This window comes from Vibrio sp. Isolate33 (assembly GCF_022397895.1).
In the GTDB taxonomy this organism is placed as follows: domain Bacteria; phylum Pseudomonadota; class Gammaproteobacteria; order Enterobacterales; family Vibrionaceae; genus Vibrio; species Vibrio pomeroyi.
Genome location: NZ_JAKEUP010000034.1, coordinates 1 through 17094, shown reverse-complemented (window position 1 = coordinate 17094; position 17094 = coordinate 1). Strand labels below are relative to the sequence as shown.

11 protein-coding genes are annotated in these 17094 nt (G+C 45.3%); 5 read left to right on the top strand and 6 right to left on the bottom strand.

Annotated elements, in window-relative coordinates; genetic code table 11:
- Positions 1–235 precede the first annotated feature (235 nt).
- Together L1D37_RS23700 and tyrS are read right to left on the bottom strand one after the other, a co-directional pair.
- Positions 236–1081 carry a magnesium transporter gene (locus L1D37_RS23700; protein ID WP_239849333.1) on the bottom strand — a complete coding sequence of 282 codons (846 nt, stop codon included), beginning with the start codon at positions 1079–1081 and terminating at the stop codon, positions 236–238.
- Between the two features lie 426 nt (positions 1082–1507).
- On the bottom strand, positions 1508–2695 hold the full coding sequence (gene tyrS / locus L1D37_RS23695) for a tyrosine--tRNA ligase (protein ID WP_239849332.1): 1188 nt from the start codon (positions 2693–2695) through the stop codon (positions 1508–1510).
- A gap of 129 nt (positions 2696–2824) precedes the next feature.
- Here tyrS and L1D37_RS23690 point away from each other — a divergent pair, with 129 nt between their 5' ends.
- Entirely contained in the window at positions 2825–4114 is a 1290-nt protein-coding gene (locus L1D37_RS23690; RefSeq protein WP_239849331.1) for a peptidoglycan DD-metalloendopeptidase family protein, read from the top strand.
- 83 nt (positions 4115–4197) lie between these two features.
- Here the strand turns inward: L1D37_RS23690 and L1D37_RS23685 are convergent, their stop codons facing one another.
- The 3 genes from L1D37_RS23685 to erpA form a co-directional block, all read right to left on the bottom strand.
- Entirely contained in the window at positions 4198–7287 is a 3090-nt protein-coding gene (locus L1D37_RS23685; RefSeq protein WP_239849330.1) for an efflux RND transporter permease subunit, read from the bottom strand.
- Positions 7288–7297: 10 nt separating this feature from the next.
- Complete coding sequence (locus L1D37_RS23680) at positions 7298–8422, bottom strand: efflux RND transporter periplasmic adaptor subunit (protein WP_239849329.1); 1125 nt, start codon at positions 8420–8422, stop codon at positions 7298–7300.
- 375 nt (positions 8423–8797) lie between these two features.
- Entirely contained in the window at positions 8798–9139 is a 342-nt protein-coding gene (erpA, locus tag L1D37_RS23675) for an iron-sulfur cluster insertion protein ErpA (RefSeq protein ID WP_004734539.1), read from the bottom strand.
- A gap of 296 nt (positions 9140–9435) precedes the next feature.
- On the opposite strand from erpA, the gene hemL reads away from it, so the two are divergent.
- The gene (gene hemL / locus L1D37_RS23670; RefSeq protein WP_048605689.1) at positions 9436–10731 is read left to right on the top strand and encodes a glutamate-1-semialdehyde 2,1-aminomutase; all 1296 of its coding nucleotides are present in this window, start codon (positions 9436–9438) and stop codon (positions 10729–10731) included.
- 141 nt (positions 10732–10872) lie between these two features.
- On the opposite strand, the gene L1D37_RS24050 is transcribed toward hemL, so the two are convergent.
- Complete coding sequence (locus L1D37_RS24050) at positions 10873–10998, bottom strand: hypothetical protein (protein WP_048658168.1); 126 nt, start codon at positions 10996–10998, stop codon at positions 10873–10875.
- 76 nt (positions 10999–11074) lie between these two features.
- Between L1D37_RS24050 and L1D37_RS23665 the strand changes: the two genes are divergently transcribed.
- The 3 genes from L1D37_RS23665 to L1D37_RS23655 all read left to right on the top strand — a co-directional run bounded on the left by L1D37_RS23665 (position 11075) and on the right by L1D37_RS23655 (position 16899).
- The gene (locus tag L1D37_RS23665; protein ID WP_017633266.1) at positions 11075–12160 is read left to right on the top strand and encodes an AI-2E family transporter; all 1086 of its coding nucleotides are present in this window, start codon (positions 11075–11077) and stop codon (positions 12158–12160) included.
- A gap of 110 nt (positions 12161–12270) precedes the next feature.
- Complete coding sequence (gene rsmC, locus L1D37_RS23660) at positions 12271–13293, top strand: 16S rRNA (guanine(1207)-N(2))-methyltransferase RsmC (protein ID WP_239849328.1); 1023 nt, start codon at positions 12271–12273, stop codon at positions 13291–13293.
- A 216-nt stretch (positions 13294–13509) separates the two neighbouring features.
- On the top strand, positions 13510–16899 hold the full coding sequence (locus L1D37_RS23655; RefSeq protein ID WP_239849327.1) for a response regulator: 3390 nt from the start codon (positions 13510–13512) through the stop codon (positions 16897–16899).
- Positions 16900–17094: the final 195 nt, after the last annotated feature.

Here is a 17094-nt window from a genome sequence, read left to right as displayed (position 1 = left end):
TGATGAACTTCTGTAATCGCCCATGTGGTTGTTTCCTCTTACTTGTGGTGAATAAGAGGTTACTTCTAACATGGGCACTTCTTCAGGCTATAGCCTCAAGGAGCAATCACCACCGCCCTAGGCGGTGGTTTTGAGGAGCCAATAAAAAAATGGCGCTGAAGATCTAAAATCTTCAGCGCCATTTTTGTTTCTAGGTGTTTTTAGTTCTTTTTATAGGTGCCTATTTATATAGGAACTAAGCGATACCGAGGAATGAATTCACGACAGTGAAATAGATCCACATTCCTGATATATCCACTATAGAAGCAAGCACTGGGCTCACTAAAACCGCAGGATCAAGCTTAAATAGCCTAGCAACGATCGGCAACCCACCACCGAGCACTGTGGATATCGTCACCTGAATAAACAGTGCTACGGCAATCGCAAGTGCAATCATGTTGATGTCATAACCGCCTGTTGATTGTTTTTCGCTAAACAGCAAAATACGACCAATCATTACCATTGCAATTGCCAGAGCTAAGCAAATAGCAACTCTAAACTCTTTCCATAAAACGTTAGCCCATTGGCGCTTCTTCAACTCGCCTGTGGCTAAGGCTCTAATCACTAGAGTCGCAGCTTGTGTTCCTGTGTTACCACCCGCAGCGGCGATTACCGGCATATAAATAGCTAGAAGCACTAACTGGCTGAGGATATCTTCATACTGGGCGATGATAAGCCCAGAAACGATACCAAGTAGTGCTAGTGCAATAATCCAACCGATGCGCTGCCTAACGTGGCTCATCACCCCAGTTGAAAGGTAACCCTGTTGAGGTTCAACCTCTGAGTAGATCAGCCCTAGTTGGTGAGCTAGATGTCGAGAGCGCTTCTCAAAGCCCTGCTCTTCTAGCTCACTAAGTAAAGTCTGAATCGTACTAAGAGAACATTGCCCAAGTACTAACACCGCATCTTCAAGCGGCATGCGATTCAAAAGGTTAACTTGTTGCTCACGTCCGTACTGTTGAAATGCATTCGATACAGCTTGGATGTCTTGCTCTGAGTACAGAGCTTCAATAGATAAAAAAGTGTTGTTCATTACCGTCATGGCGAATCTCCCGATTGGCAAAGGTAACGACCATCAAAACAAATAGCCTATAGCTAGCACACCAAGGGCATATAGCTTTTACACCAAGAGGATGTAGCCAAGCGCACCAAGAGCGTATAACTAGGCGCACCAAGAGCTGAAAACTACTGGCGTGTCTACTTGTTAGAATCTAGAGTGTGGAAAAGAATGAGGGGGAAAACAAAGATACCCTACCTGAACGGCAGGACAATAGATCAATACCGAGACAGGTTATTCTTCTCCATTCAAACTAGGAGGATGGTCGGTATTGTTCATAAAAATCTCCAGAATTACTGTCAATTTGACAGCGCGCATAGTGTAGCAATAGGCGTTTCAAAGTTTCGTCAATTTTAGGTCAATAAAAAAGGCATCCGCAGATGCCTTTTGTTCAATTATTGATGAGCGTTATTACTTGATAGTAATACGAGCAAACTTACGCTTACCAACTTGGTAAACCGCAGTACCTGCTTCAGGTACAAATTTGCTGTCTTCAATCTTCTCGCCTTCAAGCTTAGCTGCGCCTTGCTTGATCATACGCATCGCATCAGAAGTCGAGTTTACTAGACCCGCTTCTTTTAGAACGTTAGCAATTGGTAGGCCTGCTTCGAATTCGAATTCAGGCATATCTTCTGGCACTTGGTTCTTAGCAAAACGATTAACGAACTCTTGCTCTGCTGCATCAGCATCCACTTCAGAGTGGAAACGAGCAATGATCTCTTTTGCTAGTAGCACTTTAACGTCACGCGGGTTCTTACCTGCATCAACGCCAGCTTTCAGCTCCGCAACTTCTTCAAGTGGACGGAAAGACAGTAGCTCGTAGTAGCTCCACATTAGATCGTCAGAGATAGACATGATCTTACCAAACATCTCGCTTGGTGCTTCGCTGATACCGATGTAGTTGTGCGCAGACTTAGACATCTTCTTAACGCCATCTAGACCTACAAGTAGTGGCATCATCAGTACCGCTTGTGGTTTTTGACCTGCTGCTTTTTGCAGTTCTCGACCCATTAGAAGGTTAAACTTCTGGTCAGTACCGCCAAGCTCAACGTCGCTCTCTAGTGCAACAGAGTCGTGACCTTGAAGAAGTGGGTACATGAATTCGTGGATTGCGATCGGTTGACCACCAGCGTAACGCTTTTTAAAGTCATCACGCTCAAGCATACGAGCAACAGTTTGGTTAGAAGCAAGACGAATCATGCCTTCAGCACCAAGCTCAGATAACCACTCAGAGTTGAAACGAATTTGCGTTTTCGCAGGATCTAGAATCTTGAATACTTGCTCTTTGTAAGTTTCAGCATTCTTCAATACGTCTTCACGGCTTAGCGGTGGACGCGTTGAATTTTTACCTGATGGGTCACCAACCATTGCAGTGAAATCACCGATAAGGAATGTCACTTCATGACCAAGCTCTTGGAAAGCACGAAGCTTGTTAAAGATAACCGTATGGCCTAGGTGGATATCTGGAGCTGTTGGATCGGCACCCAGCTTAATGCGTAAAGGACGACCTTCTTTTAATTTAGCAATCAGTTCGTCTTCTGGAATCAGTTCTTCTACGCCACGTTTGATCTCGGCTAGTGCAGCTTCAATACTCGCCATTCTTGTTCACTCCCACAGATTTGGCAAAAATACATTAATTAGACATCTTACTTGAATAGCGATGTATTTTGAAACCAGTTACACTATTCCGTCGTCGATTTTCATAATATTTACAGAACGAACCGGAACATGTTGTCTATTTTTGCACGCCTTCCTATTTTGCACCGGGCTTTTATCGCATTTTTTAGTGCCATAATTTTCGTCGCGATTTTCTTACTCCCCGACGTAAACAGTTTACGTGACGATTCGGGCGCTTTAGTCGTGGGAAAACATTATCCACTAACTATCGATGCATCTGCGCTGGTTAGCTCGAGTGACGCACCACCAACGGCAGTACTCAATTGGGAAAAATACACCGTTCGTTCTGGCGAAAGCACCTCTGTTTTATTCGAGCGTATTGGCCTCTCATACCGCCTGTTAATAACGCTACTCAATACCAATAATGATATTAAGAAACAGCTGTCGAACCTAAGACCTGGCGATGTATTGCAATTCGGCTTTGATGAAAACAACGGCCTTATTCAGTTAAAACGCCAACTTAGTGCATTTGAAAGCTTCAAGATCACTAAATCTGGCGATTCATTTTCTTCTAGCTTCGACAAGAAAGAAGTGGCTTACCAATACAATTATGCCGAAGCCAACATCACGTCTAACTTCTGGAATGCCGGTGTTAGTGCAGGCCTAACTGCAAACCAGATTATGGAATTGGCGGGGATCTTCGGTTGGGACATCGACTTTGCGTTGGATATTCGTAAGAACGACAGCTTCAAGATCTTGTACCAAGAGAAAGTGGTTGAAGGCGAAGTGATTGGTCGCGGCAAGATCATGGCGGCAGTGTTCAAAAACCAAGGTGATTCATTTACCGCGGTATTAGATGATAAAAGCGGCAACTACTTCGATGAGAATGGTCGAGCAATGAAGAAGGCCTTCCTACGCTCTCCGATTGATTTCCGTCGTGTAACATCGAACTTTAACCCACGTAGAAAACACCCAGTAACAGGCAAGGTTCGTGCTCACCGTGGTACTGACTATGCGGCTCCTGTTGGCACGCCTATCTGGGCGGCAGGTGATGGTATCGTTCAGAAGTCGGGTTACAACCAGTTCAATGGTAACTATGTGTTCATCCGACACAGTAACACCTACATCACCAAGTACCTGCACATGAAGCGACGCATGGTAAAAACAGGCCAACGAGTCAAACAAGGCCAAACCATTGGTACTTTGGGTGGTACAGGTCGTGTGACTGGTCCGCACTTACACTATGAATTCTTGGTTAATGGCGTTCACAAGAATGCACGTACCGTGAAGTTGCCACAATCTAAGTCGCTAACCGGTAAAGCAAAAGCAACATTTATTGCTAACTCAGAGATTCGATTGAAGAACCTTGAGCGATACGGTCAGTTGCTAGCAACTAATTAGATTCAAAGTCTAATCACGGTAAAACAATAAAAAGAGCGCCCATCAAGGCGCTCTTTTTATGTTCGTAGAATCCAAATGTTCTGTTATTTTTTAGGCTTCTTTTCTCGACCTAACATTAACAGACACGGTGTCAGTACCAAGGTCAGTACCGTCGCAAACGCCAGCCCACCAGCAATAGCAGTCGCTAGCTGTGACCACCATTGTGTACTTGGCGCGCCAAACTCTATCTTTTGATTAATCAGGTCGATGTTCATCTCTAGCACCATCGGCATCAAACCTAAAATGGTTGTGACCGTCGTGAGCATTACTGGTCTTAAACGCTGAACACCGGTTCTCAGAATCGCATCTCGCTTATCCAAGCCTCTTTTAATCAATTGGTTATAGGTATCGATCAGCACGATATTGTTGTTCACCACTATCCCAGCCAGTGCGATCACTCCAATACCCGACATCACTATGCCAAACGGGCGCTGGAAGATAAGCAGACCAACAAACACACCAACCGTAGAGAACAGCACCGCACTTAGAATCAAGAACGCTTGATAGAAACTGTTGAACTGAGTAATCAGAATCAAAGCCATTACCGCTAAAGCCACCAAGAAAGCACTTTGTAAGAAGGCTGACGAGTTCTCTTGTTCTTCGTTTTGGCCACGGATACGAAACTCAACACTACTCGGCAGCCCCAATTCACTTAACGCTTGCTCGATCTTTGGCAGTTCAAGAGCAAGATTATAGCCCTCTTCCATATCCGCCATGATGTTCACCACACGCTTTCCATCGAGGCGCTTAATCGTGTCCTGTTTATGGTCGGGAACAATCTGGGCAAAGTTGGTGATAGGCACTAAACCTGCTGGCGTTTTCACTCTCAGCTGGTCAAAGCGTCCAATATCCCTTTTATCATTCGGGTAACGCACCAAAATATCGACCTCTTCTGATGAATCATCAGGGAGATAATCACCAATCTTTAGCCCGTTAGTGACAAACTGAACGGTGTTGCCGACCAAGGTCGCGTCTGCTGCAAAACGGGCGGCATCGTCTCGGCGGATATCCACCTTCCAATCGATGCCATCTTTACTCGCAGTGTCGCTGATATTGGTCAGTGCTTGATTGCCATCCGCCCAATTTCTCACAATTTTTGCTGCCTGATTGAGTTGCTCAGGTGTTTTAGCGGAAAGCTCGATAACCAAGTCATTTTCAACTGGAGGCCCTGCATCGGGGAACTTGTATTCAATCTCTACACCTGCGTATTGATCGGTTTGCACCTTTAATTCATCAATGATCACTTTCACGCTGCGGCGGTATTGCCAGTCGACAGGAGTAATCGATATCAAACCAATCTGGTCGTCACCACCGGTACGCGTATAAACGGTATCGAACTCATCATGATTCAACATTATCTGTTCAATATCACGCATGATGTCGTCTTTTTCTTGGATAGATAAGTCACCATGCGAACGAACTTTGACGTTAAAGAATGGTGGATCAACCTCAGGGAAGAACTCAGCACCGAGTCCTGCTTCTGAATACGTAAAACCAACCGCCACCGCAAGTAATATCGCACTGAACAGAATCTTAAATGGGTGTTTAATCGCAATCGACAGTGTGTGGTAATAAGCCTTGGTTAAGCCTGTCGCCTGTGAGAAATCACCGTTATGCAAAGCCACCATTCGAGCTTGGCTCTGGGACGATACATATTGCGGTTTTCCAATTAAGCCACCTAACACGGGCACAAATAACAGCGCCATAATCAATGAAGCTGTTAAGGTAGCGATTAGAGTGAGTGGCAGGAACTTCATGAATTCGCCTGTTACATCTGGCCAAAACAGCAGTGGAGCAAACGCCGCTAAAGTTGTAGCCGTTGATGCCGTTATTGGCCATGCCATTCGCTTGGCTGCGTCTCGATAGGCCGCTTTACGTCCTTCCCCTTCTTGCATTCTCCGGTCGGCAAACTCAGTCACGACAATGGCGCCATCGACGAGCATCCCCACCGCCATAATCAGTGAAAACAACACCACGATGTTAACGGTTAAACCGAATACAGATAGGACTAGTAACCCAGTGAGGAATGATCCAGGAATTGAGATGCCCACCAATAACGCGGTACGCACACCAAGAATCGCGATAATCACGATCACCACCAGAATGATGGCGGATAGAATATTGTTTTGAAGATCATTAAGCATGATCTTCACATCTTTAGATTCGTCCCAAGTGTATTTAACCAATAGATTGTTTGGCCATTCAGCTTGCTGCTGAGCCCCGGCCATTACAGCTTTGACTAGCTCAACCGTTTCGATGATGTTCTCACCTGCACGCTTTTTGATATCCAAGACAACCGCAGACTTGCCATCTAAACGCGCAAAGCTTTCCGGGTCTCTAAATGCTCGACGAACTGTCGCCACATCACCAAAAGTGACCACCTGCTTACCATCCACTTTGATAGGTAGCTCAAGCACATCCTTTAAGGAATTAAACACCGAAGGTACTTTAACCGAAAAACGACCATAGCCAGTATCGACAAAACCCGCGGCAACCACTCGGTTGTTCAAAGCGATCAGGTTGTAGATGTCAGCTTGATCTAGGCTGTAGCTCTCCATCAATAGCGGATCAACGATGATTTCAACGATGTCTTCCCTATCACCCGCAATATCAACCTCTAATATCTGGCGATAGCTTTCGAGTTTATCTCCCACTTCTCGGGCAATTTGTACGATAGTGCGTTCAGGAACGGTGCCGAATAGCACAACAGAAAGCACTGGCTGTTCAGAAGCGAGTGTGACTTCATTTACGGTCGGTTCATCACTGTCTTCTGGTAACTTTGGTTTGGCGAGATCGACGGCGTCACGAACATCCGCCATTGCTTTGGTTAGATCGACTCCAACATTAAATTCCAACACCACAGAGGCGTGCCCTTCCGCTGCAGTGGCTGTCATCTCCTTTACGCCTTCAATCGACCTCAGCTCTTGCTCGATAGGTCGAACCAATAAACGTTCGGCATCGGTTGGCGAGATCCCTTGGTGCCCGACTGAAACGTAGATAATCGGGATGGTAATGTCAGGGCTCGACTCTTTGGGTATCGTGATATAGGTAATGACACCTGAAACCAAGATGAGCGCTAAAAGAGAGAGCATTGTTCGAGCACGAGACAAGGCTGCATCAATAATTGAATACATCAGTTATCTCCTACTCAGTTGTTACGTTTGAGAGTTCAGCACCTTGCTCAACCGCAATCACCGAATCACCATCACGCACAAACCCTTGTCCGACAGTGATGATATCCGCCCGTTGACCTAAACCCGTGAGCCACACCCCATCTTGTTCTGCCTTCACTAGCTGAATCCCAATAAATTTCACGATTGGTGAATCATCAACTGAAACCAATGTTTTGACCCCAAGATTACCGGCCTCATCCAAAGCCAGCATTGCAGGTGTCACCTTGATTGCGTCTCTTGTTTCTAGGTTGAGTTTCACTTCAGCGCTAACCCCAGCAGGTAATAGGCCTTCAGAATTATCGATTTCAATCTCGATTGGGAAAGTATTGGTTGAGGCCGAAGAAATTCGAGATACATAACGCAAACGCCCTTCCGCCTCTTCTCTTCCAAGTAAGCGAACCAAAGCAGATTGATTGACTAATAGATGTTGGATATGGCGCTCACTGACATCGGCTTCAATCACCAAGGGATCTAGGTCAATTACGCCTGCGACTGGATCGCCAACACCAACGAAATCACCCAACTCGACCATCAAATCTTGAACCACACCCGAAAAAGGCGAGGTAATAACAGTATTCTTTAAAGCCAATTCTGCATTGCGCATCATGGCTTTCGCTTCTGTTAACGAAGCCTCTGCTGTGGTGTAGGCGATCTCACCTTGCAGACCTCTTTTCTTCAGTGACTGCGCCGCTTTGAACTCTTTCTGCTTTAAACGATACAGAGCCGATGCACGCTCTAACTGTATTTCCAAATCACCTTTATCGATCTGAGCAATAGCCTGCCCTCCTTTAACCACATCGCCCTTCACAACGTTCAAGCGAACAATCTTACCCGCAACTTCCGCGCCTAATCGAGCATGCCTGTCGGGTGCCGTGCGACCATATAAATCAATGGTTTTAAAGGTAGGTGATGAGGTGAATGTTTGAAAGGAGACCTTGGCCAACGGAATTTCTGTCGCTTTTTTCTCTGGCGACTCTTCTGCTTGCCCCACTCCTAGGCCAAGCCAGATAGACAACAACATCACTAAAATCAGAGACACTAGCCACGGCTGTTTCAGTTTCTGAAAAAGTGGTGAGTTAGAAAATAGAGTGGGCATAGCAAATCCTTTTGTCCGATGTGATTAAGACGCGCTAAATGGCTTAACACTGTCATGTGCAACTTCCTGATACACATAGGTAACCTTAACAGACCAAAACCAAACGAAGTTGGACGCTATCGACAGTTTAAAAAATATGCCGTGTACTAAAAATGATAAAATAGAAGGTTGGAATGGTTTTAAAAGCAATGACTTAATGTGTCTTAGCAATTTTGAGGCTGCGTGAAAAACAAGAGCCTTGCTCAGAACCGAGCTTTGTTATCAAGAGAAATTTGGGGATATAAAAACAAAAACGCCGAACATAAGTTCGGCGTTTACAACCTTCTGGTGTAGCTTTCAGCTAAAGCTGTCTTTTAACTCTAGCTATCTTTCAAGCTATACGCTGAATGATGCGCCACAACCACATGTTGTTGTAGCGTTCGGGTTGTTCACAAAGAAGCGTGCGCCTTCTAGGCCTTCTGTGTAATCAACCATGCCGCCCATTAGGTATTGTAGGCTCATTGGGTCAACAACCAGCGTTACACCGCTGTTTACAATCGTAGTGTCGCCATCATTTACTTTTTCATCAAATGTGAAGCCGTATTGGAAACCACTACAACCACCACCTGTAATGTATACACGTAGTTTTAGTTCTGGGTTTTCTTCTTCAGCGATTAGCGTTTGTACGCGGGTAGCTGCTGCATCAGAAAAAGACAATGGGATATTTACTTCGCTCACGACAACCTCTCTTACCTGTGTCAAAAACAACATGATACAAATCTAATTCGAGACCAGTGTTGTTGAGTATTTTCTTATATTCGGGTGATTATCTAATACCTGACTGAAACGTTCAAGTATTCACCACCGGATCCTTCCTTTTACTGCTGTAAACTCGTCAATATCTGGCAATTAAAACGTGTAACCACACAAAACAACCAGATTCGGGCGATTATCTGGGCGAAAGCATTCCTAGTTGGATTAGGGATAGGTACAATGCTTGGCAATTGGTCCGACAGTCAAAAGAGGATATATCAATGACCAAATCAGCAGAGCTGTACGAAAAAGCACAGCAAACTATTCCTGGTGGCGTAAACTCTCCAGTTCGTGCATTCAATGGCGTAGGTGGTTCTCCAATCTTCGTTGAACGCGCTGATGGCCCACTTATTTTTGATGCTGATGGTAAAGCATATATCGATTACGTTGGCTCTTGGGGTCCAATGATCCTTGGTCACAACCACGTTGTTATCCGTGATGCCGTTATTGAAGCAGCTCAACGCGGTCTTAGCTTCGGTGCTCCAACCGAAACTGAAATCAAAATGGCTGAGCTTGTGTCTGAGATGGTTCCTTCAATGGAACAGCTACGTATGGTTAGCTCAGGTACTGAAGCAACAATGAGTGCGATTCGTCTTGCTCGTGGCTTTACAGGTCGTGACAAAATTCTTAAGTTTGAAGGCTGCTACCACGGCCACGCAGACAGCCTACTTGTAAAAGCAGGTTCTGGTGCGCTGACTCTAGGTCAACCTAGCTCTCCAGGCGTTCCAGCTGATTTTGCTAAGCACACGCTGACTGCAACCTTCAACAACCTAGATTCAGTACGTGAGCTGTTCGCTGCGAACAAAGGCGAGATCTCGTGCATCATCGTTGAGCCAGTTGCGGGCAACATGAACTGTATCCCACCAGTAGAAGGCTTCCACGAAGGTCTACGTGAAATCTGTGACCAAGAAGGTGCGTTGCTGATCTTTGATGAGGTAATGACAGGTTTCCGCGTTGCTGAAGGCTGTGCGCAGGCTTACTACAACATCAAGCCAGATCTAACATGTCTTGGTAAAGTTATCGGCGGCGGTATGCCTGTGGGTGCTTTTGGTGGTCGTAAGGAAGTAATGCAATACATCGCACCAACCGGCCCAGTTTACCAAGCAGGTACGCTTTCAGGTAACCCTGTTGCAATGGCTGCTGGCTACGCATGTTTGAACCTTCTACGTGAAGAAGGCAACGAAAAGCGTCTAGCTTCAAAAACTAAGCAGCTAGCGAATGGCTTCAAGCAGCTTGCTGACAAGCACGGCATCCCGATGCTAGTACACCAAGTTGGTGGTATGTTTGGTTTCTTCTTCACAGACCAAGAAACTGTGACGTGCTACGAAGATGTAACTAAGTGTGATGTAGAACGCTTCAAGCGCTTCTTCCACTTAATGCTGGATCACGGTGTTTACCTTGCTCCTTCAGCATTCGAAGCAAGCTTTACTTCTCTTGCTCATGGCTCAAAAGAGCTGGATGCGACACTAGAAGCCGCTGACCGTTCTCTTGCTATCATTGCTGCTGAAAGCAAATAATCGAAAGCACTTTATGAGTCGCTAACCGATTGAATTTAGGGCTGCATTAACGCAGCCCTTTTTAATGCATCGACTAAATTAAACTCGAGTATTACCGCTTAGATTACCCGTCAATTTGTTCGAAAATTTAACGAAAAGCGTCTAACGTTCCCAGAACAGGAAAACCAACAACATCAGCGTACCAAGGAACATTCTGAACCAAGGGATCTCTTTTTTTGTTTGCTGTTGTTCGTCTTGGCATTTCTTATCTTTATCACAGCATCCCATAATCAAAACTCCTCATTGCTAACTCTCTGTTTTGCAGCCATTATAAACTCAGAACGCAAATATAGAGACCATTACCGTGTCAGAAAAAATCAAAATCAATTCCAGCCACTGGGTGATCATCATTGCCCTACTTGCGGCGGCTTATGCTTGCTACCTGCTTATCGAACCATACGTTAACTCGATTGTGATGGCCTTTATCATTTCACTATTGATGTTCCCGATCCATGAGTGGCTTGAAAAAAAGATACCGAATAAAGAAAACGTGGTCTCCCTGCTTTCTTGTGTCATCTTAACCTTTATTATCGTAATTCCTTTATTGGCGGTGTTTGCAGCTATTGTGCAGCAAGGTTCTCTGTTCTCTCAAAACACCTACCAATGGGTAACACACGGCGGCATTCAAACACTGTTCGAACACCCTTTAGTTGTGAAAGCCCTGTCGTTCGTGAACAACTATCTGCCTTTTGACAATATTGAGCCTCAAGCGATCGCGCAGAAGGTGGGTGAATTCGCGACAAGCTTTGGCTCGAAACTTGTTGGGATCAGCGCAAAAATCCTTGGTGATGCGACCAACTTCTTAATGGATTTCTTCTTGATGTTGTTTGTTCTGTTCTTCTTGTTAAGAGATCACGACAAAATCATCAGTGTGGTTCGTCATATTCTTCCGTTATCTCGCAGCCAAGAAGACAAGCTTCTCACTGAGATTGAGCAAGTTTCTAAATCAGCCGTTATGGGTTCATTCTTAACGGCGATTGCACAAGGTTTTGCCGGCGGCTTAGGTATGTGGATTGCAGGTTTCCCAGGACTCTTCTGGGGTACCATGATGGGCTTCGCCTCTTTCATCCCTGTTGTCGGTACAGCACTAATCTGGATCCCAGCGGCGACCTACTTATTCCTAACCGGTGATACTACGTGGGCCATTTTCCTAACGGTTTACTGTGTAGCGATCGTTGGCTCAATTGACAACCTTCTGCGTCCGCTTCTAATGCAAGGCAGCGCGGGCATGAACACCTTAATGATTTTCTTCTCATTGCTAGGTGGTATTCAACTGTTTGGCTTGATTGGTCTTATCTACGGGCCACTGATTTTTGCTATTACTATCGTCCTATTCAACATCTACGATGAAGAGTTTAAGGACTTTTTAAATCAGCAAGACAAGAGTTAAACCGCTCTTCAATCACTTACTCGTCGAACGAGTATTAAACACTTCAAGCTTTGGGCGGATTATGCGAAAATCCGCCCTCATTTTTTGCTAACGATTCAATAGAGTGTCCTATGTCAGCTTATATTGCCCCAAGCCAGATTGCTGAGCGCCAACTTGCCTACTTTGAAGGCAAACATGTTTTAGTTGCCGGTGAGGCTGAAGACTTATTCCCTGTTGAATTAGCAAAACACTGTGAATCAGTCACTGTATTTACTTCAAACTACAGCTACTACCGTCAGCTTGAAGGTTATAGCAGCATCCAACGTTTTTACGGTGCTGAGTTTACCGAAGAGACCAAAGCTGACTTAGTGATGCTCTACTGGCCGAAAGCCAAGGCAGAAGCTGAGTATTTGTTGGCGATGCTATTCGCTAAGCTAGGCAAAGATACTGAGATTGTCGTTATCGGTGAAAACCGCTCTGGCGTGAAAAGTATTGAGAAGATGTTTGCGCCTTACGGTAAGGTCGTAAAATACGATTCAGCGCGTCGCTGTTCTTTCTACTGGGGCCAATGCTTCGAACAGCCACAAGCGTTCAACTTACAAGACTGGTTTAAAACCTACACGGTTAACATTGGTGAGCAATCACTGACCGTGAAAAGCCTTCCTGGCGTATTCAGCCACGGTGAGTTCGATGTGGGTAGTCAACTGCTGTTGGATACTTTGCCAAAACTGAAAGGCAAAGTTCTGGACTTCGGTTGTGGTGCAGGCGTGTTAGGCGCTGTAATGGCATCTCGTAACCCTGATATCGAACTAGAGATGTGCGACATCAGTGCATTTGCCGTAGCATCAAGTCAAGCCACACTAGAAGCGAATGGTTTAACAGGCAAAGTTTTCGCGTCAGATGTCTATTCTGATACAGCACAAGACTACCAATTCATCATCAGTAACCCACCATTCCACTCAGGTTTAGACACCAGCTACAGCGCGACTGAGACCTTACTTGCGCAGGCACCTAAACATTTGAAGCGCTCAGGTGAGATGATTATTGTCGCGAACAGTTTCTTAAAATACATCCCAATTATTGAGCAAGCGTTTGGAAAATGCGCGACTCTAAATAAGACCACCAAATTCGCGATCTACCACGCAAGTAAGTAGCCTCTCTAGCACAGCGCAGGGTCATTATCTGCGCTGTCTGTTCATATTTTTGTCAAAACTCTATAAAAGTGAGCTTTTGCACACGCTTTAAATACCACTTACTTGTCAAAGTAAAAAAACTCGTTAATTTCGTTAAATTGGAAACCATTAATTCTATTCTCTGTACTTGTTTTCGCCCCTTTTAGCAGTACATCAAAGGAAAGTAGTACCCAATTTATGTTTAGATTTTATCGTAAGCAGAAGTTTAAGCGCCTTCAAAATACCCTAATGCTGGCATTTCTTGTCCTCAGTATTACCCCAGTGACACTTATCGCGATATTTTTCCTTCAATCGCACAGTCAGGACCTTCAGGAACAAAGCACCTCACACCTTGTTTCAGTCCGTGATACTAAGCAACAACAAATTGTCGATTACCTGCAAGCCCAAGAATCCCAAGTGATGGGCTTTGTTCGCTCTGAACTAGCCAACGCCAGTGGCGGCCGATTCTATGGTTTGATCAATGCCTTCCAGCGACTTGGTCTAGATATTGACGAAGCACGCAGTAATGCGCAACAACGCTACATTCAAGGGTCGGGCGATCAGATCAAAACATCGATTCTTCCTGAGTCGAGTAGCTACATTGGTAGTGAACGTTACCGCCTATTGCACAAGCGCTACCATAACGCTTACTTAGAGCTGCTTAAACGCTCCGATTTTGACGATATTCTATTGGTTGATATCAACGGTAACGTTGCTTACTCCGTCTTTAAAAATGACGATTACGGCACCAACTTGCTGACAGGTAAGTACAAAGATTCAAACCTAGGCGTTACCTTTCAACGACTCGCCAAAGATGTCACCGATCGCCGTAAGTCTAATGAAGATTACACGCCTGTTATTGTATCGGACTTTAAAGACGAGAACGGTAAACAGACGGCATGGCTAGGTGCACCTATTGTGCAACAGGGCTATCTACACAGTTATGCCATGTTCAGGCTACCGATCAATGGCATCACTAAACTGATTGCCGATCTAAACAAGAGCTCTAATATTCAAACACTTCTTGTTGGTAGTGACCACTTACCTCGCAGCCTTGCGCACTCTCAAGAGTCGATTAACTTAAGCCTAGACGTGGTTGATAAAGCACTTGCGGGCGAAACAGCCGTAGGCACATTTGATAACACTCTAGATCAGGCGATCATCGCGGCCTATACACCAATTGAACTCAAGTATGCGACTTGGGCTCTCGTTGTCGAACTTCCTGAAAAAGAGGCATTTGCCCGTATCCATCAACTAGAAAAGATCTTCGTGATAGTAATGCTAACGGCGATCATTCTGGTGGTTGTCGCATCGCATTACCTCTCTAACTTCATCACCTCACCGCTGCTTAAATTGACATGGGCAGCCGAAAAAGTATCTGCCGGTGATCTGGATGAGACGATGATCAATACCGAGCGTAAAGATGAAATCGGTCGCTTGGCAGTCAGCTTTGAACGAATGCAGCGCTCTATTCGTGAAAAGATGCAACTCATCAAAAGCCAAAATGATGAACTTGAAGACAACCTCAAAACAATCCAGAAGCAAAACGAAGAGTTACAGCTGGCTAACAAACTCAAAGATGAGTTCTTAGCGACAACCTCTCACGAATTGAGAACACCACTGCATGGCATGGTTGGTATTGCCGAAGCTCTGATATCTGGCGCGAATGGTCCTATTCCGGCTAACCAGAAATATCAGTTAGATATCATCATCAATAGTGGTCAGCGATTAGCTACGCTGGTTGATGACTTGCTTGATTACCACAAGATGCGTTACGGCAGCTTGGATATTAAGAAATCTGCGGTTGATTTGTCGGCAGCCACCAGCTTGGTACTTGAGTTATCTCATCACCTGTTGGGTAACAAACCAATCCGTATTATTAACCAAGTCCCGAGCGATCTAGGGCTCGTCTCCTCCGATCCTCAACGACTTGAACAAGTGATGTATAACTTGGTCGGCAATGCCATCAAGTACACATCCGAAGGTAAAATTGTTATCTCAGCAAGCGTTATCGACGATAACATTCGTGTACAGGTTGTCGATACTGGCCAAGGCATACCAGCAGAGTACCTTGAGCACATCTTTGAGCCGTTAATTCAAGCAGGACAAGATGCGAGTAACTATCGCCAAGGTGCAGGGCTTGGATTATCAATCAGTCGCCAGCTAATCGAGCTAATGGGTGGATCGCTGTATGTAAGTAGCCAACCGATGCTTGGTACCACATTCAGCTTTACTCTGCCTTTGGCTACAGAAGAAGAACTTAAAAACTACAACGAATCAGGCAGCTACTCGCACTTCCAAGCGCCTGATTTAATTGATAACGCGCAGCAAGAGAACAGTGTTATCAGTGAGAACCCTGATGGTCCACTATTAGTTATCGCTGATGACGAACCCGTGAACCTGCGAGTATTGGACAGCTTCTTGAAATTAGAAGGCTACCGAGTACGCACAGCCTGTGATGGCCCTGAAACCATTGAGTTGATTGAGAAAGAGAAGCCAGAACTCCTTCTACTCGACATCATGATGCCAGGCATGAGTGGTTATCAAGTGTGTGAATCGCTGCGTAAGCAATATGACCATGCACAGTTGCCAATAATCATGCTGACGGCACTCAACCAAGCAGAAGACCGTGTACGCGGTTTCGAATCAGGTGCCAATGATTATTTATCTAAGCCATTCAACAAGCAGGAACTGGCTGCGCGAATCACGGCTCACTTGTCAGCAAGTAAAGCCGAACAAAGACGCCTTGAGAATGACCAACTGCAACTTGAGCTCAAACACCGAGCCATGGTTGAAGCCAACCTGTTAGAAACTCAAGGACGTTTGCTAGAACAGTTAGAGTCGGCTCCAGAAGCCATCATCTGTATTCGTGATGATCAGCGTATTCGCTTTGCCAATGAAGCGGCAGCGAAACTGTTTAGGCGCGGGCAAGAACAACTTAAGCGCTCTATGGCCGATGAGATCATCGCACCTAAATACCTTAAGGTGGAACAGGCGCACTATTGTGGTGATATCGACATCTATATTGACGATACCCGTCAGCGCATACCAAGTGACATCCTCAAGCTGCCAGAAGGTTCTGGGCTCGACACCATGTACATATTTAATGTTGGTGGTGGCGTTAACTCAAACCGTATCAATAACCTTGAGACGGCCGTTGAAGCGCTTTCTAGTTATGCCTTTGAAGGTGACAAAGATAAGCTGCAACAACTCAAAGAACTTGGTGGTGAATTTACTCGCCTTGCTGATAAAGCGACTGGAGAAGGGAAAAACAAGCAAGAATTAATGCGTGAAGTCCTAGTGGATGCCATGACCAATGCCATTGTCTACTGGGAATCGGTGACTGGTGAGACCAAGTTTGCTTTCGCAGAAAAGAGTGGGTTGTGGCGCGTCTACTTAGACCGTAGCACGCTTCAAACGCGAACGTTGGACAAATACCTGCGCGTAGAAACGCTGCCGAAAACACCTCGCTGGCGAACGGTATTGAGCTCTATCGAATTCATTCTCGAACACTGCAAAGAGCAAACGCCAGAAAGAACACACATTGAGATGCTCAGAGACAAGCTACAGAAATTACTGACCAGCTAATCCTGAACTAACATCACGATACTTCAAATAATGAAGCCCACCTCGTGTGGGCTTAATTATATGGTCCGCCTCACTCTCAAGCCCTTAAGCTTAGAGTAGGCTCTCAGAATGAGGTGAACCATATGTCTTCTATTCATATTTTAGGTATCGACCTAGGTAAACATTGCTTCCATGCTATCGCACATAACCGTTGTG